Origin of the sequence: Lentilactobacillus fungorum (assembly GCF_016860605.1) — a bacterium.
GTDB classification, from domain to species: Bacteria; Bacillota; Bacilli; order Lactobacillales; family Lactobacillaceae; genus Lentilactobacillus; species Lentilactobacillus fungorum.
Map to the genome: position 1 here is coordinate 356927 of NZ_BNJR01000016.1, position 18019 is coordinate 374945.

At 41.9% G+C, this 18019-nt stretch carries 19 protein-coding genes and 1 tRNA gene; 11 read left to right on the forward strand and 9 right to left on the reverse strand.

The features are described from left to right. Nucleotides 1-15: 15 nt before the first annotated feature. The gene (locus YK48G_RS10690) at nucleotides 16-1008 is read left to right on the forward strand and encodes a biotin--[acetyl-CoA-carboxylase] ligase (protein ID WP_203630685.1); all 993 of its coding nucleotides are present in this window, start codon (nucleotides 16-18) and stop codon (nucleotides 1006-1008) included. 69 nt (nucleotides 1009-1077) lie between these two features. Then, complete coding sequence (locus YK48G_RS10695; protein ID WP_203630686.1) at nucleotides 1078-1620, forward strand: biotin transporter BioY; 543 nt, start codon at nucleotides 1078-1080, stop codon at nucleotides 1618-1620. Nucleotides 1621-1727: 107 nt separating this feature from the next. Here YK48G_RS10695 and YK48G_RS10700 read toward each other — a convergent pair whose 3' ends face one another. The 4 genes from YK48G_RS10700 to gntK all read right to left on the reverse strand — a co-directional run bounded on the left by YK48G_RS10700 (nucleotide 1728) and on the right by gntK (nucleotide 6433). After that, nucleotides 1728-2537, reverse strand: a complete 810-nt coding sequence (locus tag YK48G_RS10700) for a hypothetical protein (RefSeq protein ID WP_203630687.1) — start codon at nucleotides 2535-2537, stop codon at nucleotides 1728-1730. 74 nt (nucleotides 2538-2611) lie between these two features. Next, nucleotides 2612-3202 carry a TMEM175 family protein gene (locus YK48G_RS10705; protein WP_203630688.1) on the reverse strand — a complete coding sequence of 197 codons (591 nt, stop codon included), beginning with the start codon at nucleotides 3200-3202 and terminating at the stop codon, nucleotides 2612-2614. A gap of 226 nt (nucleotides 3203-3428) precedes the next feature. Then, on the reverse strand, nucleotides 3429-4790 hold the full coding sequence (locus tag YK48G_RS10710; protein WP_203630689.1) for a gluconate:H+ symporter: 1362 nt from the start codon (nucleotides 4788-4790) through the stop codon (nucleotides 3429-3431). 80 nt (nucleotides 4791-4870) lie between these two features. Beyond that, complete coding sequence (gene gntK, locus YK48G_RS10715) at nucleotides 4871-6433, reverse strand: gluconokinase (protein WP_203630690.1); 1563 nt, start codon at nucleotides 6431-6433, stop codon at nucleotides 4871-4873. Nucleotides 6434-6759: 326 nt separating this feature from the next. Between gntK and YK48G_RS10720 the strand changes: the two genes are divergently transcribed. Both YK48G_RS10720 and YK48G_RS10725 read left to right on the forward strand, forming a co-directional pair. Continuing rightward, the gene (locus YK48G_RS10720; protein ID WP_203630691.1) at nucleotides 6760-7605 is read left to right on the forward strand and encodes a MurR/RpiR family transcriptional regulator; all 846 of its coding nucleotides are present in this window, start codon (nucleotides 6760-6762) and stop codon (nucleotides 7603-7605) included. A gap of 30 nt (nucleotides 7606-7635) precedes the next feature. Beyond that, a complete protein-coding gene (locus YK48G_RS10725; protein WP_203630692.1) occupies nucleotides 7636-8394 on the forward strand; it encodes a GH25 family lysozyme in 759 nt (252 codons plus the stop codon). 477 nt (nucleotides 8395-8871) lie between these two features. Here YK48G_RS10725 and YK48G_RS10730 read toward each other — a convergent pair whose 3' ends face one another. Beyond that, a complete protein-coding gene (locus tag YK48G_RS10730) occupies nucleotides 8872-9222 on the reverse strand; it encodes a DUF4828 domain-containing protein (RefSeq protein WP_203630693.1) in 351 nt (116 codons plus the stop codon). 123 nt (nucleotides 9223-9345) lie between these two features. Between YK48G_RS10730 and YK48G_RS10735 the strand changes: the two genes are divergently transcribed. The 4 genes from YK48G_RS10735 to YK48G_RS10750 all read left to right on the forward strand — a co-directional run bounded on the left by YK48G_RS10735 (nucleotide 9346) and on the right by YK48G_RS10750 (nucleotide 12426). Further along, on the forward strand, nucleotides 9346-10347 hold the full coding sequence (locus YK48G_RS10735) for a Gfo/Idh/MocA family protein (protein ID WP_203630694.1): 1002 nt from the start codon (nucleotides 9346-9348) through the stop codon (nucleotides 10345-10347). 9 nt (nucleotides 10348-10356) lie between these two features. After that, nucleotides 10357-11652: a DEAD/DEAH box helicase gene (locus YK48G_RS10740; RefSeq protein ID WP_203630695.1), complete on the forward strand. Its 1296-nt coding sequence runs from the start codon at nucleotides 10357-10359 to the stop codon at nucleotides 11650-11652. Nucleotides 11653-11701: 49 nt separating this feature from the next. Then, nucleotides 11702-11774: transfer RNA gene (locus YK48G_RS10745), tRNA-Arg, on the forward strand. A gap of 208 nt (nucleotides 11775-11982) precedes the next feature. After that, nucleotides 11983-12426, forward strand: coding sequence for a hypothetical protein (locus YK48G_RS10750; protein ID WP_232365350.1), 444 nt, complete (start codon nucleotides 11983-11985; stop codon nucleotides 12424-12426). A gap of 232 nt (nucleotides 12427-12658) precedes the next feature. On the opposite strand, the gene YK48G_RS10755 is transcribed toward YK48G_RS10750, so the two are convergent. The 3 genes from YK48G_RS10755 to YK48G_RS10765 are packed head-to-tail and all read right to left on the reverse strand — an operon-like array spanning nucleotide 12659 to nucleotide 14217. Further along, on the reverse strand, nucleotides 12659-12808 hold the full coding sequence (locus YK48G_RS10755) for a hypothetical protein (RefSeq protein WP_203630696.1): 150 nt from the start codon (nucleotides 12806-12808) through the stop codon (nucleotides 12659-12661). Between the two features lie 13 nt (nucleotides 12809-12821). After that, a complete protein-coding gene (locus tag YK48G_RS10760) occupies nucleotides 12822-13268 on the reverse strand; it encodes a GtrA family protein (protein WP_203630697.1) in 447 nt (148 codons plus the stop codon). Nucleotide 13269: 1 nt separating this feature from the next. Next, entirely contained in the window at nucleotides 13270-14217 is a 948-nt protein-coding gene (locus tag YK48G_RS10765) for a glycosyltransferase family 2 protein (protein WP_203630698.1), read from the reverse strand. A gap of 303 nt (nucleotides 14218-14520) precedes the next feature. On the opposite strand from YK48G_RS10765, the gene wecB reads away from it, so the two are divergent. Beyond that, nucleotides 14521-15636 (forward strand): non-hydrolyzing UDP-N-acetylglucosamine 2-epimerase, encoded by a 1116-nt coding sequence (gene wecB, locus YK48G_RS10770; protein WP_203630699.1) that lies wholly within the window; start codon nucleotides 14521-14523, stop codon nucleotides 15634-15636. Between the two features lie 10 nt (nucleotides 15637-15646). Next, nucleotides 15647-16561, forward strand: a complete 915-nt coding sequence (locus YK48G_RS10775; RefSeq protein ID WP_203630732.1) for a YihY/virulence factor BrkB family protein — start codon at nucleotides 15647-15649, stop codon at nucleotides 16559-16561. Between the two features lie 69 nt (nucleotides 16562-16630). Here the strand turns inward: YK48G_RS10775 and YK48G_RS10780 are convergent, their stop codons facing one another. Then, entirely contained in the window at nucleotides 16631-17083 is a 453-nt protein-coding gene (locus tag YK48G_RS10780) for a flavodoxin (RefSeq protein WP_203630700.1), read from the reverse strand. Nucleotides 17084-17169: 86 nt separating this feature from the next. Here YK48G_RS10780 and YK48G_RS10785 point away from each other — a divergent pair, with 86 nt between their 5' ends. Further along, on the forward strand, nucleotides 17170-17970 hold the full coding sequence (locus YK48G_RS10785) for a RecX family transcriptional regulator (RefSeq protein ID WP_203630701.1): 801 nt from the start codon (nucleotides 17170-17172) through the stop codon (nucleotides 17968-17970). Nucleotides 17971-18019: the final 49 nt, after the last annotated feature.

Sequence of the window (18019 nt, forward strand, 5' to 3'; positions counted from 1 at the left end):
TAATGAGGGAGTAATATGGCGGATCATCAATCACAAATTCTACAGGCGCTGCTGGCAGCTGAAAATCGTTATGTTTCAGGCAATGAATTAGCCAAGCGCTTCAATATTAGTCGACCAGCAGTTTACCATAATATCTTAAAGCTTGAGCAAAATGGTCATATCATTGAGACTAAAAAAGGTTTGGGGTATTGTTATCAAAAGTCGCATTGCTTTGATCCTCAGGTGATCGTTCATTACCGAGTCACTAGCTATCCCGTGAAAATTCACGTTTTTGATAAGTTGACGTCAACCAATGATTATGCCAAGCAATATAGCACTGAAAGAACCGTCTTTAAACCGCAACTTTTTTTGACGGATACGCAAACCAAAGGTCGGGGGCGATTGGGTCGGCGGTTTTATTCACCGAGTAACACAGGCATTTATATGAGCTTATTGATTCCAATTCAAACCAGACAATCGATTCATTCCGGCTTAATTACGACGGGGACGGCCGTGTGCGTAATCCGATCGCTTAAGCAGTTTTTTCCCCACGTTGATTTTCGGGTAAAGTGGGTCAATGATATTTTGGCGCATGATAAGAAGTGTGGCGGAATTCTGACTGAAACGACCGCGAGTTTAGAAGATGGTTCCCATGAAAATGTGATTATTGGCATTGGTCTCAATATTGATTCCAACGGGTTTCCGGCGGCAATTAGTCACAAAGCTGGATCAATTGTTGAGCACAGCCAAGTAGATCGAAATAAGATTGTTGCCCGAATTATTGATAACTTTTTCTATATGTATCAAACGTATCAAACAGGCAATTTTTTGCCAGAATATGCTGAATTATCAGAGATTTTAGGTAAAAAGGTTAAAGTTGTGATGGGAAATCGCGTCTACACTGGCATCGCGGATCATTTTAACAACGAAGGCGCACTGGTAATGATGTTGGCTGATGGCCAGTTGATTACCATGGCCAGTGGTGAAGTAACGAAGGTCTATTTACCGGAGAACAGGTATCAAGGATAAAACTGTTCTCTTAGTTTAATGGTTAACCACTTCGACGTTATTAATTAACCAGTAATTGGAGATAATTTAATGAAAATTCGAGAAATTGTTCAGACAGCGCTAATCACCGCCGTGATCATTATTTTAGGACTCATTCCACCGCTGCCGCTTGGCATAATTCCAGTTCCAATTGTGATGCAGAATTTGGGGATTATGTTAGCTGCGCTAATCTTGGGGCCGAAAAAGGGAACTTTAGCCATTTTAATGTTTTTAGGGCTTGCCTTGTTAGGGCTGCCGGTTTTAAGTGGTGGTCAAGCAGGACCAGCCGTATTCATTGGGCCAACTGGCGGTTACTTGTTGGGGTGGTTATTAACGCCGTGGGTGATGGGCTATGGGCTTAATTTGTCATTTGTAAACCGGCGTTTTCAGCGCTTAACGATCATTTGGCTGTTTGGCGTCTTATTTGTAGATGTTTTAGGAGCGCTGTGGTTATGGGCGATAACACCAATTTCACTCATTGGCGCCTTAGCGACGAATCTGGCGTTCATCTCAGGAGACACCCTCAAAGCCATCGCAGCTTATTTGGTGGCTGATCGGCTTCGGATCTGGGATAGGGAACCAACTAGCATGTAAGCCTCGATTGACCAGAGAGGATAAAAGAAAAGGCGTGATCATCATCGATATGTCAATGATGATCACGCCTTTTGAAATAATACATCGCGAGAAAATAATGAGTGAAGCTAACGGCCTTGTTGACTCCATAGCCGAATGGCGCTTTCTAAGTGACCAGCATCAAGTGCCGTGATGGTGCCATCGTGGTTAATTCGGCCCAATGTTGGCAAGACTGTGACCCCAGCGGCCCTTAATGCTGGTTCGTAAGGAGTGGCAGTTAATTGCGCAATCTCAAAATAATGAATTTTGACGCTATTTACCTTTAAAGCATAAAGTAGCCGTGTCGCAATCAGCCGGCTCGTCACATCAGTTGGACTGCCGATAAAAACTAATCCTGAGTGACCACTGTGAAGTAACCTGCTTAATCCTTGAAATGATGTTTGGATGACAAACTTTGAATGCACCATTTCTGAGTGGTAATGATAACGTTGAAATGCCTTGATGAGCCGTTCAGCTAGCTGCCAATTAAACACCTTGGAAAGTAACAGTAAACCAAATAAAGGGACCGAAAGTAAGTAAATGATTAAGTTGGCAGCAAATTTAGCCATGAGTTTGAAAATAACTGAATCAAAGCCACCAGGGATTAGCACGGTGGCATCACTAGCCGCTACTGCAAGAAAGTATGACGAATTGTCAGCGCCTCGATTTAAGGCGCTATGGGATTGATGAGCTTGATCACGTGTTTTTTGAAAAATCCTTTTAAGCCAGTAAGCCGTGACTGGGAAAAAGACGAGACCGTTAACAAGATTGCCATAGTCAAAGTTGGTGAACGCCAAATCTAATGAATAGGTTTTGGATAGGTGACTAAAAAAGAAGACGATAAAAAAGTAAATCAAACTCAATATGTACATACCAATCATTGAAAAAGCTTTTTTCAAGCTGACCATGCCTCCTTAAAAGTTAACTGATATTGATTAAGTAGCCCTGCGTTAAACGCATGAGTTAATAAGGATCATGATTTCGATTTTAGCCGGTTAAGCTGAGTTACGGTTGTCCGTAGCGCCAGGCCGATCACGATAACGACCAGAAAGTAGTGGGGGACTAAGTAAGCAACGATTAAATAAAGAACACTAACCCCAAGCATGACATCGGCTGAACGTTTCTCTTCGCGATCGTGAGGAGACAGTTTAATACCATCTCGGGCAGCTAATTGGCTGACTTCCGTAAACATCAATGCCTGAGTGATATTAACCAAAATGATAACGACTGAATAGGCCACCGCGCTGTTTCGACTGAGAAAACTATTATTGAGCCAAGCGGTGGCAAATGGTGTCAAACTAATAAAGCACAGGTAATAAAGATTTGTAATGGTCAGCATGGGGGTCGCCTTTTTGATGCCGCTCAGTAATTCCTGATGAAAAACCCAGTATTGGGACACAATCCCAAAACTGATGAAGTAGATGATTAAATGTTTAAACAACTCAGTCATCGATCCCGTAGATTCACTGACGGGTGATTGGATGTCTAGCACCATAATCGTCAAAACAACAGCAAAGATGCCATCAGAGATACCGACGAGCCGCGACTTTGAGTAGTGAAACATGACAGAAATCCTCCTTATATTTGGCACCAATTGTACACCAATTATCTAAGAAGTGGTCAGCCAGTTTGATTTTGATAAATACGGAGATGCCGGTAATTAATTGCTTAAAAGGATGACCGAGTTGATGGCCAGTAAGCTTTTGATTGCCTAAACGGCCAAAAAACGTGGCGGGAACCAACTTCAATGGCCCAACCACGTTTTTTAAGAACGCTAATATTGATTTAAATTAATGGAATAATAAATCTAATCCCATGACCATGACAATTCCGACAACGGAAATAACTGATTCAAGAACCGTCCAAGTCTGCAAAGTTTGCTTAACTGTCAAATCGAAATATTCTCTAAACATCCAAAAGCCAGCATCGTTAACGTGAGAAGCGGCTAAGGAACCAGCCCCAATTGCCAAAACCATGAGTGCTGGGTCAACGCCGGCCTGCGTCATTAACGGTGCTACAATTCCGGCAGCGGTTAATGAGGCAACGGTAGCTGAACCAAGTGCAATTCGTAAAACAACGGCAACCAACCAGCCAAGGATCAGTGGTGAAATTGATGACCCTAAGAACAATTGAGCAACTGCTTTACCAACCCCACCGTCGATGAGGACCTGCTTGAATGCACCGCCGCCACCAATAACTAATAGCAGCATGGCAATTGACTTAACGGCATTTTCCAATGATTCCATAATTTGGGCAGTTGTCCGCTTGCGGGCCCAACCCATTGTATACATTGCAAAGAAAAGTGAAATTAACATTGCAATACTTGGTGAACCGATGAAAGCAACGATTGAATCCAGCAAGTTTGGGTGCTTAGGATCAACCCCACCGTTAACCGTCATTTTATAAATCGTTGAAATAGCTAATAAGATAACAGGGAATAAGGCGGTTAAAACGGAAAGGCCAAACGAAGGTGATTCTTCTGGAGTGAATTCTTTAACTTCACCGATAGACGACAAATTACCTTTTCGTTCAAAGGCAGCTGGCGCATATTTTCTGGCTAATTTTGAAAAGAGTGGCCCAGCAATGTAAGCGGCAATAATTGCGATGAAGAAACCAAATAAGAGAACTTTGCCATCGTTAGCCCCCAAGACTTGGGCAATGGCAACTGGTGCTGGGTGAGGTGGCAAAAATCCGTGGGTTACTGATAAAGCAGCGGCCATTGGAATCCCAAGATAAAGAATTGGCACACCGGCTTCAACGGCGATTGCAAAGACGATTGGGACTAACAAAACCATCCCAACTTCAAAGAATAATGCAATTCCTAGGATGAAGGAAGCTACCATGACGGCAATTTGTAGCCGAGCTTTACCAAACCGTTTGATTAACGTTTCGGCAATAATATAGGCCCCACCGGAATCAGAAACCAGCCGGCCAAGCATGGCCCCAAAACCAAAGACCATCGATAATTCGCCAAGTTGGCTACCAATCCCATTTGAAACAGATGTCGCAACGTTTCCAAGCGGCATTCCTAACATAACCGCTGTAATGACGGCAGTTAGGACCAGCGAAACGAACGTATTGATTTTAAACCTAATAATCAGGACTAGCAAAATAATAATCCCGATTAAAAGTGCTAGTAATTTTAGTAACATAATTTTCCCCTTTCATTAACCTGGGCGACGCAAAGTGCTCAAAAAGCGATAAGCAAGCCTACAGTTGCCCGTTGGCACCATTATTCTTTTTTGGTGGCATCGGCATCTTCGTGCTCATGACGGCGCTGATAATCCGCAATGTTTTTGTATTCAGGTTCCAATGAGCGGCTAAGTCGAATATAAATTGGAATAAGTTCTCGATAGGCAGTGAAGTTCTTCGGATCCGGATGATGAACGACGGTTGTACCGACAAAGTTTGAAACATCATCAAGACTGTCGATTAAGCCGAGGCTATACATCCCGAGCGTGGCAGCACCAAGGGCAGTACTTTCAAAGCTCTCTGGGATGGCAACGTCTTGCTCAAAAATATCTGTCAACATTTGGCGCCAAAGAGCGGATCTGGCAAAGCCGCCGCTTGCTTGAATGCTCTTTGGTTGACCCACAACTTCTTCTAGGGCCAACATAACAGTATAGAGGTTATAAACAATGCCTTCCAAAACGGCTCGAATCATGTGAGCTCTCGTATGGGTCCGGTTTAAGCCGAAGAATGAGCCCCGGGCGTTTGCGTCCCAGATAGGTGCTCGCTCGCCGCCTAGGAATGGGAAGAAAAGCAACCCATCCGAACCAGCCGGAATTTTAGCCGCAATCTCAGTTAGCAGGTCATATGGATCGATGTGCATCTGTTCAGCAGTTACTTTTTCTGGGGCACAGAGTTGATCTCTAACCCACCGAAAGACGACACCACCATTATTAACAGGGCCACCGACTACCCACATATTCTTAGCTAGGTAATAACAGAATACCCGGGCTTTTGGATCAGTTTTAGGCTTATCGGTGACAACCCGAACGGCACCGGATGTTCCGATTGTAACGGCCACGACGCCAGGCTGGATGGCATTAACCCCGAGATTGGCAAGCGGTCCGTCTGATGCACCAATGATAAATGGTGTATCGATGTCAATTCCTAAAACCTTGGCGTATTCTTCATGCATCCCTCTCAATTGATAAGTCGTGTCGACTAATTCAGGAAGCTGATCGCGAGTGACCCCAGCGACTTTTAACGCCTGTTCGTCCCAATCCAGATTGTAAATGTTGAACATGCCAGTAGCGTTGGCGATGGAATAATCTTCCTTTAAGACGCCAAAGAGTTTGTAGAGGATGTATTCTTTGATGCCAACAAACCAGCGCGCTTTTTTAAACAAATCCGGATGATCGTTTCGAAGCCAAATTAATTTGGTGAGCGGCGTCATTGGATGAATTGGCGTTCCGGTATGCTGATAGATTTCCATTCCTTCCGGGCGATGTTTTAGGTCGTCGGCATATTTGACCGCCCGATTATCGCCCCAAGTAATTGCTCGAGTGAGGGGCTTGTGATTTTCATCTAAAAGGATGAGACTATGCATGGCACAAGAAAAAGCAACGCCCTTTAATTCTTCTGGGTTCAAATTAGCTTTCCGAAGAATCTCAGTAATCCCATCTGACATTGCCGAAAAGATTTCTTCTGGATCTTCTTCAGCCATATCCGGTGTATCTTGATAAAGTGGGTAGCCGTCGTTTGAATAGCCAAAAACCTTGCCATGAACGTCATAAAGTACGGTTTTGACACTGGTTGTGCCGATGTCGACTCCTAGTGTGTAATCCATTATTGATAACTCCCTTTCTTAATAATGAGGAAAAACGGTTTTAGATGGGCCAAGTTTAGGATAGAATAATAGCGGAAGCCTCATTAAAAGCATAATTAGAAGGTCTTGAATCCGGTACCACCTCGCACTAAACTTAGCATTTTCGCCGCGATACTTCAAACAATGTGTCTCTCAAATTAGAGAGACGAAAGCGCCACCATGCCATTATATGGAAAACAATTTCACAACGCAACTATTTTGATGTAAAATATTTACAAATAGTTTTTATTTCTTTTCAAGTTGTCGATATAGTTTAAAAAATAGTCTAAAAATGAAAGGTGATCACGATGAGCTCGCCAGTTCAACTATTAAAACAATCATTTGATGATTTAAGCAGAACCAATAAAAAAATTGCCCGTTACGTGATTGATAATCCGCAAGCTGCTTCTGAGGCCAATATTGAAGACTTAGCGACGGTAACGGAAACCTCGACTGCCTCGGTCTCTCGGTTGGTTAAGACACTAGGATACGGTAATTTTCGAGAATTTACACTTTCGTTGGCTTATACCCAGCTGCGACCGCAAAATTTACCAATTTTTAAAGATATTGATGCGAATGATTCACTCTCAACCATTGCTGATAAGATCTTCACCAGTTCTCAACGAGCGATTCGAGACACGCGGGAGGGGATTGACGAGAATGATTTTGCCCGGGCGGTGCTGCGTATTATTCACTGCAGACGACTGGGATTGTTTGGCTTAGGCGGTTCATCCGTAATTGCCTTAGACGGCTATCACAAATTTTTGCGAACCTCGATCGATTGTTTTTATTATCCAGACTTTGACGTTCAGCTGATGCAAGCTGTAAAATTGAGTGAAGATGATTGCGCAATTGTGGTTTCTCACTCAGGGAAGAATCGGCAAACGTTAAAAATTGCAGAGACGCTTAAGCAGCGAAAAGTGCCGGTGATCGGCATTACCGGCTATCCAGATTCCCCCTTGGCTAATCACAGTGACATTACGTTTGTATCTTCAAGTGATGAGTCCAATTATCGATCAGAAGGGATGTATTCTTTGATTGCCCAGATGACCGTAGTGGACACGTTATTCATGATGGCCACGGTTAGAATGGGCCCAGCAACGGAAGACACTATTCAAAATGTTCAAAATATTATTGAAAGTACCCGCAGCTAATTTAGCGGCGTTAACTGAGATGATCATTTTATGAAGCGTAGAGACATTCAACCAATATATGCTGAAACGTACCGGCGGCGGCAAACAACCAAGAAGGTCGTGTTCGGCATTTTTTTGTTAATTTTGATTGTCATTTTAGGCTTATTTATTGCGCGCTGGCACGAAAAACAACAGTTGTCAAAATATCCCATCAAAGGGGTTAGTATCAATCAGACAAACGGGTACATTGATTTTGAAAGTTTAAAAAATGATGGCATTAGCTTTGTTTATTTAAAAGCGACGCAGGGGGCGACGTATACCGACGACAGCTTTCAAAGTAATTTTGAACGCAGTCAGGGTTCCCAATTGCCAATTGGGGTGTATCATTACTTTAGCTTCACGAGTTCACCGACTGCTCAATTTAAGAACTTTGTCCGAACTGTTCAGGATAATACGGGTAGTCTGCCAATTTGTGTGACGGTTCAATATTATGGTACTTATGGTGAAGATAATGTGCATTGGAAATCAGTACGGCACGATTTAACCGTACTTATCAAGCGACTACACAGCTATTACAAGCGGCCGATAGTCATTTCAGCATCCCGTAGTATATTGGATCATCTCCACTTCCAAGCGACAGCTAAACGCCAATTCTGGCCAACAGATGCCCCCTTGGGGACGCCAAATGGTGATGCCACTTTCATTCAGGTAACCCAAAAACAGGATTTCAAGTTGGATAAACAAATTGTCTTCTTGCCGATGTCGGTTTTTAATGGCGATCGGGTGAAGTGGCATCGGTATTTGGATTAGAGAGTGCAAAACCAAGCGTTTAGAAAGCGGAGCCTAACCTACTCCAGCCAGAAATCCCGGGTTTGGATTTCTGGCTGGAGTAGGTTAGGTGCAGCTTTCTGCTTGGTTTTGCACGTTTCGGCCAAGTAGCCGAGAACAGAAATCCCGGGTTTGGATTTCTGGCTGGAGTAGGTCAGGTGCAGCTTTCTGCTTGGTTTTGCCCGTTTCGGCCAAGTAGCCGAGAACAGAAATCCCGGGTTTGGATTTCTGGCTGGAGTGGGTTAGGTGCAGCTTTCTGCTTGGTTTTGCCCGTTTCGGCCAAGTAGCCGAGAACAGAAATCCCAGGTTTGGATTTCTGGCTGGAGTAGGTCGGGTGCAGCTTTCTGCTTGGTTTTGCCCATTTCGGTAGTTAAAGATATATTTTGCAAAATCAACAATTTAAATTCACAAAAAAAGCAACTTGATCAAAAAGGATGCAAGTTGCTGCTAATTACCAAATCAGTTAAGATCAAGCAAGTCGTAAGTGCAATTCTCGGACTCATCATAGAATTTGACCGGCCTAGCTTCGTTCCCCCGAATTTCGAGCTTATAGCCGTACTTATCGATGTATGATAGCTCATATCTTGTAATTGACGAGACTTTTGCTGACATATCATGATTATCAATTGTCAGTCTTAAGTCCGGATCGATCACAATTTTATGATCCCGATCCCGCCGATCTTTGAAATGCCAGCTGCCAACAAAAAATCTTGGATCAACTTTTGGCAGCTGCTTTCTCGAAGCTCTGGGGGTATGAAAGAGGCCCAGAACTAATGAGATTAAAAACAGCAGAACGCTTCTTTTCCGCATGGTCAACCATCCCCTAGTTTGTATTCATTTAGAATTATAACCGATTATTATAACAGACTTGCTGAAATTCGTTTTCATTGCGTTAAAACCTTGTTACAATTTAATTAAGAAGAGGTGGATAAAATGATAAAGTTAGGGACAATCGGCACAAACTGGATTACGCAGCAGTTCGTTGAGGCCGTTAAATTATCGAAGGTATATGACTTAACAAGCATTTACTCACGACATGAACAAACGGCAAAAGCCTTTGCTGATAAGAATGATGCTAAAGAATATTTTACTGATTTGGATGCATTCTTTGATAACGGCAATTTTGATACAGTTTATATTGCGTCACCCAACAGCTTACATTTTGATCAGGCTAAGATGGCTATCTTACATGGCAAAAATGTGATCGTTGAAAAGCCGGCATTTAGTAACCAAAAACAAATGGCTCAGATTCAAGAATTACTCGACGACCATCCTGACGTTCTTTACTTTGAAGGTGCCCGCAATATTCATACGGCGAATTTTCACGCAATTGAAAGTAAGCTTGCTCAAATGCAAACGCTACAAGGTGCTGAGTTTACGTATTCCAAGTATTCTTCTCGCTATGATAACGTGTTAGCTGGTGAGGAGCCGAACGTTTTCTCACTTAAATATGCCGGCGGTGCGCTTCAAGACCTCGGTGTTTATACAGTTTATGATGCAGTAGCGCTGTTTGGAATGCCACAAGAGGTCGCTTATTTCCCACAACTGGTTAGAACCGGAGTCGATGGTAAAGGGACTGCGATTTTAAGCTATCCAGAATATACGGTTACGCTTAATTTTTCGAAGGTTTCAAATTCATATATGACTTCCGAAATTTATGGGCTTAAAGACCTCATTTCAATTGATGATGCGGGTGAGTTGAGAAAGATTACTTACATCGATGAGAATCAACATCAACAGGTAATTGGCAGCACCGTTGATCAAAATCCCATGTTGCCAGAAGCAGTGGACTTCGCTCGAGTGATTAATGACCCAACTAATGAACAGAATCGAAAGGATTACGCATACTGGCGTCAGCTAAGTATGTACGTCAATAAATTATTGTATAATTTGCGTCAAGATGCGCACTTATATTTTGTTGGTGAACAAGACTAGGAGAACATCGTGATAACCCAATTTGTAGAACATGCAAAACAATTAGGCTATAAGGAGCCAACCGCAATTCAGCAGGCGGTTTATCAGCCATTAAAAGAAGGTCAAAGTGTCTTGGGACTGGCGCCAACGGGATCTGGGAAAACGGTGGCTTTTGCGCTACCACTGTTAGAGAATATTCAACCGGCAGATGGTTTGTCATTGTTAGTGATTGAACCTTCGGCTGAATTGGCGATGCAAACCCAACAAACACTTTTAGAATGGGGCCGCTTAGTTGGTTTGTCTGTTGAAGGCGTGGTCGGCGGCGCTAATATTAAGCGCCAAATTGATAAGTTAAAAGATCATCCAAACGTTGTTGTCGGGACAACTGGCCGGATAATGAACTTAATTGACCTGGGAAAGCTGAAACTAGATTCGCTTAATGCAATTGTCATTGATGAAGCGGATAATTTATTAAGCGAAGAGACGCTTGATCCAATTCGAACACTAGTTGACTTAGCACCAAAGACGGTTTCGTTGGGATTTTTTTCGGCAACCAAAAGTGATTTATTGGATCATTTGAATCGCTGGTTTACCCAAGAAATTCAAACGTTCGATGTTTCGGCGATTGATGATACCAGGGGCGCGGTTAAGCATACGTTACTGACGGTTTCTAATCATAAAAAAGAACAGATGTTACTACGGTTTTTACATTTAAAAGATTTTAAAGCATTGGTCTTTTTTAACCAACTAGAAACCCTTAAGAAAGTTGGTGGCTTCTTAACCCATCGCCACGTCAACGAGGCTGCTGAATTAACTAGTGAGCAACGCCAAACCAGTAGGCAAAAAGCCCTTAAAGATTTTCGTGAAGGGCGAATTCGTTTGCTGTTGACAACGGATGTTGCCGCGAGGGGAATTGACATTCCCAAATTACCGGCAGTTGTGAATTACGATTTGCCGCAAGATGTCAAGACGTATATTCACCGAGTTGGGCGGACCGGTCGGATGCATCAAGATGGCTTAGTGATTAATCTGGGGGATGACCATGATTTACGTGATCTCAAACGATTGATTCGGGGAACAGACTATCAACCAACCCACATTTATTTTGACGGTAACCAGCTTTCTGATACTCGGCCGACGCGGTCAGAAACAGTCACTCAATTAGCTGGCAAGCAAAAGCAAAAACCAGGCAAAACTAACGCGCGTCAAGAAAAGGCAGATAGTCAAGAACCAAAGGCAACGATTGCCGTTCAGTCACGGAATCGTAAGAAAAAACACAAGCATTCCAAGCGCAAAGGAATGCATCACAAACGAACGACAAAATAATCTCTTTACACAACGCGTATAAAATGAGAAAATTAATACGTGTTGTTTTGGCCTCATAGCACAACTGGATAGGGCACCCGCCTCCTAAGCGGTTGATCCCGGTTCGAGTCCGGGTGAGGTCATAGTTGATAAAGTGTCATCCAAGCATCCCACTGAATTCTTAATTTGGTGGGATTTTAATTTTAAATAAAGGAAAAGTTACTTTTTTTGATTTACAATTTGATTAAATTAATATGGATTTTTGCTTACAAAGCCGTTTTTATGTTATATGATCTGACAATTGTGATAAGCTATTATATGAACCATAGAAACTATTAAGGGGTTTTGCAATTGAATCTACAGAAAACAGTTATCATGTCGGCAACTTTTTTGAGCTTTTTTATCATAAATTCCGTGGATGCTCATGGGAGTGCCTATCACGTTGGGACACCAAAAGCATTGCAAGGATGCTGGTATTTAGGTAAGACTAGCTATTTAGAATATTGGGCACACCACACGGGCACTAATACGCTGAAATATTCATCAACTTATTGGGGTTACTATAAACCCGAACCCTATGGTCTAACTTATGTTAAGTATAGATATTTAGGAGCACGAACTTATCGAATTACTGGCTGGAATTATGCCACGAACCAAGACTTCCGCATTATTTTACCGAACAGTCAGCGATATACTTACGATGTTCGTTTACTCAATGATCATTACCTATATTTATTTGATAGAAAGCAGGTATATCAAAAATATGCCAAAACTCCTAGTTGGATTGTTGAATAAAAATAACTTTATTTACTGAAAAATTTGATCAGGTAAAATAGTCGTGTCAGTTTTCTGACATCTAATGCGTCACTTAATCAGGAGGTTATCTTTAAAGAGAAACAAATTCCAATAGTGATACAAATAGCGTATCCATGCCAAAAGTTGGGATGAATACGCTATTTGTTTAACTACTGGGAGAAGCATTGGTTCCAATCCCCCTTTAGTGAGAGGGGGGCTCACAACAAATTAATTACATCAAGGCTCGGGCACAGGCAACCAAAACGATTATCATAATTACCGCCATCGCAAGCAGTTTAAAGCCATCGTTTCTAGTGTAGTAACCATCGGGAAATTCTTGGCGTTTCTTTCTGAGAATTTGTCGGTTAATATGTTGATTCATAGATAAGCCCACCTCATTCTTTTTCGCTGGTAGATTTTTGATTTTGACTGTTCCGAAAGACTAGCCACTTTGACCAAAAATAATTGATCGCAATGACAATGACGTTTTCAACAATTTTAACTAAAATTTGATTTTGATGCATTAATGTAATCCCGATCCAAAGCATTAGGAATTCTAAAAATAGCGTTGCCAATCGGCCACCAAAAAACGAAATCATTTCCAAGAAATCACTCATTAGTGATTCGGAGGGTGAATGAAAAACATAGGCCTTATTGGTGAGATAGGAAAACAAGACGCTTAAAATCCACGCAATTGTCGCGTTAATAATGTAGTTCCAACTAGTAAAATTGTGTAAGAGCCAAAAAACAACCACGTTAATGACGGTCGTAGCGACGCCCCAAAACGCGTAGGCAATTAACTCTTGGTATTGGTAGTAGAGGCTTTTTAACTTATTGAACATTTTAACGTTTCTCCGCAATCACAAATTTAGGCCGGTGCTTGGTTTCTAAATAAATCTTGCCAATATAAGTTCCCAAAATTCCCAAACTAAATAATTGAACACCGCTTAGCAATAGAATAATTGAGACCATTGACGCCCAGCCATTAACTGAGCCGCCAAAAAACATTGCCCTAATCACAACAAAAAATAAGCCAATAATCGATAAAAAGCTGATGAAGCCGCCGATTACGGTGGCCATCTTTAAAGGAACGTCTGAAAAGTCAACGATTGCTTCCATAGAATATTCAAATAACTGAAATAACGACCAGGAAGTTTTACCGGCCGCTCGGGGGACACCTTCATATTCTAAGTATTTAGTTTTAAAGCCAACCCAAGAAAAAATCCCCTTACTAAATCGGTTGTATTCTGGTAAGGATAAAACCGCATCAACGTACTTTCGAGTCATTAATCGATAATCACGGACATTTTGCTTCATCTCAACTTTAGACATCTTGTTGATGACTTTGTAGAAACTGGCTGATAAAAAGGCTCGAATGGGATTTTGCTTTCGACTAGTTTGAACGCAGCCAACGACATCATAATCTTGATTGGGATCTTCTAAGATATCAACCATTTGTAATAGCAATTCTGGTGGGTCTTGTAAGTCAACGTCCATGACAGCGACAAAGTCTCCATGAGCATGGCTTAAGCCAGCCGCAAAGGCTGACTCTTTGCCGAAGTTTCTAGAAAAGGAAATGTAGTGAACTTCATCTGGATGCTCAGAATTAAGTTGGCGCATGACCTCCAAGGTTTTATCTGCTGAACCATCGTTAATAAATAAATAATCCGGCTTGTATTGGCCTTGATGGGTTGCGTTTAGTTTTGCAAACACTTTTTCGGTCGTATCATAAAATAATTTAACCGTTGGTTCTTCGTTAAAGCAAGGAACAATTAGACTGATCGTCTTCAAAATAAACCTCCAAAAATAACTAGTTTTAATTCTCGCGTAATCCCATCAGATTCGGCTTTGATTTTAAGCAAAATTGTTGGTAAGCTTAAGACTGCTTGGCTGAATTTTGCTAACGTCGAAACGCTGGAACAATTATGTAACAAGATACTAACCCGCCATTAATGGGTAATCGTTAATTTAGATTAGCATTTAAATATTTCCATCAACAGATTATAACATATGAGAAACTCAGAAAAAATAAGTCGGGATTAAGTTTAATACCGGATTTGATATAATAAGGGCATTATAAGGGAGCGTTAGAGGATGAAACCAGTTAAAGTTATGACAATCTTTGGAACTCGGCCTGAGGCCATTAAAATGGCGCCGATTATTTTGCTGATGCAACAGCACCAGGTAGAGTTTCAGCCGATTACCGTTGTTTCAGCGCAGCATCGCGAAATGTTGGATCAAGTTTTAAAGGTCTTTCATATTCAGCCGGACTATGACCTCAACATTATGAAACGCAACCAAACACTCAGCGAGATTACCACCCGGGTGATTACAGCACTGGATGCGATTATTAGTGATGTTCAGCCAGACGTTATTTTGGTCCACGGTGATACAACCACGACCTTTGCGGCTAGCGTCAGTGCCTTCTATCACAAAATTAAAATTGGCCATGTTGAAGCGGGGTTGCGGACTTGGAATAAGTTGTCGCCTTATCCAGAAGAAATGAATCGCCAACTTACCGATGTGCTTTCGGACTTATATTTTGCACCAACGCAGTTAAGCAGGCATAATTTATTGAAAGAAAATCATCCGGATAACGCAATTTTTGTAACGGGAAATACCGCAATTGACGCGCTTAAGCAGACGGTTACGCCAGATTATAAGCATGCGGTTCTGGATGAAATTAACGCTCAGTCCAAAATGATCCTGCTAACGATGCATCGCCGGGAAAACCAAGGCGAGCCGATGATTCGCACCTTCAAAGCAATTAGGGAAGTCTTGGCTGCCCATCCAGGGGTTGAAGTCGTTTACCCGGTTCATTTAAGCCCGGCTGTCCAAAAAGCAGCCCATGAGATGTTTGATGGCGTCAAGGCTGTTCACTTAATTGAGCCATTAGATGTCTTGGACTTTCATAATATGGCTGCCCGAAGCTACTTTATTATGACAGATTCTGGCGGTGTTCAAGAAGAGGCGCCATCACTTGGTAAACCGGTACTTGTATTACGGGATACAACCGAGCGGCCAGAAGGAATCAAGGCAGGAACTTTAAGATTGGTAGGAACTGATCCCGAAGTGATTAAAAAGGCGATGACAACGTTGTTAGATGATCCGGCAGCGTATCAAAAAATGGCCGAAGCCAAAAACCCATACGGGGATGGCAAAGCTTCTATTCGGATTTTAAACGCAATCAAAACACAATTAGGTGAGTAAGTGATGAGTGATGTATGAAAAAGCCAAAAAATTTATCAAGGTTCTCATTGGGAGATATTCATCAGGTAACGTTTCCGATTCAGCAGCGGTTCTAGCGTTTTATTCACTGCTATCAATTTTTCCAATCTTTTTTGTGATCGGTAGTTTATTGAATTTATTTCATATTCACACCAGTGAGATTTCGACTTATTTGCAGCCGATTTTTCCAGAACGGGTTTATTCATTGCTAGAGCCAGTTATTGAATCCACTTTACAAAGTGGCGGGGCCAGTCAGTTATCGGTTGGATTAATTGTCACGATTTGGTCGGCTAGTCGAGCCGTCGCGGCCTTTCAACGAAGTATCAATAAAACATACGACGTGGCCGAGAACCAAACGGCTATTGCAAATCGGATCATTTCATTTATCTGGATGCTGGTGTTGATTCTGGCAGTGATGGTCATGATGCTGTTGTTTGCGTTTAGTCAAATGATTTTTAATTGGTTAAGCCCAATCGTGCACGTCCCAGGATGGATTATTAATTTGGTTGCAACGGTTAAATGGCCGATTACTATTCTGGTTGCTTGGTTCCTGTTAAGCCTGTTATTTTATTTTGTCCCCACAGCTAAAGTTAAATTTAGATATGTTTGGGTTGGGGCTTTGGTGGCCACAATTGGCTTAATGCTGCTAGCTCAAGGATTTACCTATTATCTACGTTTTTTTGCCAGAAGAATTGATACATACAAAACCATTGGCACCTTTATTGTGTTAATGTTTTGGCTAGATTTTTCGGGTGTTATTTTGCTTTTTGGTGGTGTTTTGAACGCAACAATTCAGCAAATATTACTTGGCGACATCCAAGAACAACCCGATGCTTTTCAACAGGTAATGAAACGAGCGCAACGATTTGGCAAACGTGGCAAAAGCAAAGGGCGGCATCGATCATAGCTAGGGAGGATAATAAAAAGACTGACCATTTTATTGCGTTGGCCAGCCCTAAATATCCAAGTTGTTTAATTAGTTTGCCTTGGCTTTTTCAATTAAGTCTTGGGCAAAGGCGTCTAGTTTGGTAATATCGTCTTCGTCAGGTTCTAGGTTAATCTTAACGCCATCTGAGCCTCTCGTGGCACCCGTTTTTTGGAATGCTTCATCAAACTTATCAACGGAGACATTATAGTAATCTTCGTAAAAGGTATCACCAGAGCCGGCAACGCCGTAAACTTTACCTGTTAAGTCTAATTCAGCCAAGTCATCATAAAAATCCATTCCTTCTTCAGGCAAAGCGCCTTCGTCATAGGTGTAAGGACAAACAACGCAAATATCAACGTCTTCAAAGACTGCTGGATCCGTTTGAGAAATTTCGGTTTCTTCAACATCGACACCATGGTCTTCAAAATATTCAGTCACAATATCGGCAATGTCTTCGTTGTTTCCAGTTATTGTTGCATAAACTACGTGAGCAGTAATCATCGCATGTCTTCCTTTGTTTTAATTTAGTCTTAGTATAGCAAATTGGCCTGTCAAAGTGAATTTAACTTATTAGGGTGGTGAATTTGGTGGATAAAAAAATTACTAAAATTGAAGCTCAAAAGCGCAAAGGCCGGTTTAACGTTTATGTTAACGGGCAATATGCTTTTCCAATTAGTGAGGAAGTGTTGATTAAGTTTCGAGTTTTTAAAGGGATGGCAGTTGATCAGCAACTGGTTACTCAATTGAAGCAAGCCGACGACTTATCCAAGTTATATAACCGCGCGCTAACTTACTTGGCGCATCAATTGCGAACGGCCTATGAGGTTAAAAGCAAGCTGGCAGAGTCATCTGAGGACGCAAAGGCAATTGAACAGGTGATTGATAAATTAGCGGATCAGCGATTAATTGATGATCACAAATATGCGGCCAGCTATGTGAGGACAGTAGTCAAAGAGCAAAAGAATGGTCCTGATTGGATCCGCAAGCGCCTTAAAGCTAAACACGTTGACGACGATATCATTGAAGCGGCCATCACCCATTACTTCCCAGATGACGAAGTAATTCGAATTGGGGCGCAAGTCGCGCAAAAGCAACTTGATTCTCATCGGCGGGATTCGGCGAAGATGGCAGTTAACAAAACGAAGAACCTGCTCATGCGCCGTGGTTTTCCTTATAGTGATCTTGACCAGATGATGAGCCAAATTGATACGACGATGTTAACAAATCAGGATCAAAACTTGATTGACAAAGTGGCTGGCAAGTATTGGCAAAAATATGCAAAACTCGATAATTACGAACAAAGTCAAAAGACCAAGCAGGCACTCTTTCGAAAAGGGTTCTTAATGGACGACATTACAATTGCTTTGGAGAAGCTGACGAAAAGTTAATTTCATTCGGCAAATATCCCCGATTCTGATATAATTATAAACGGATTGG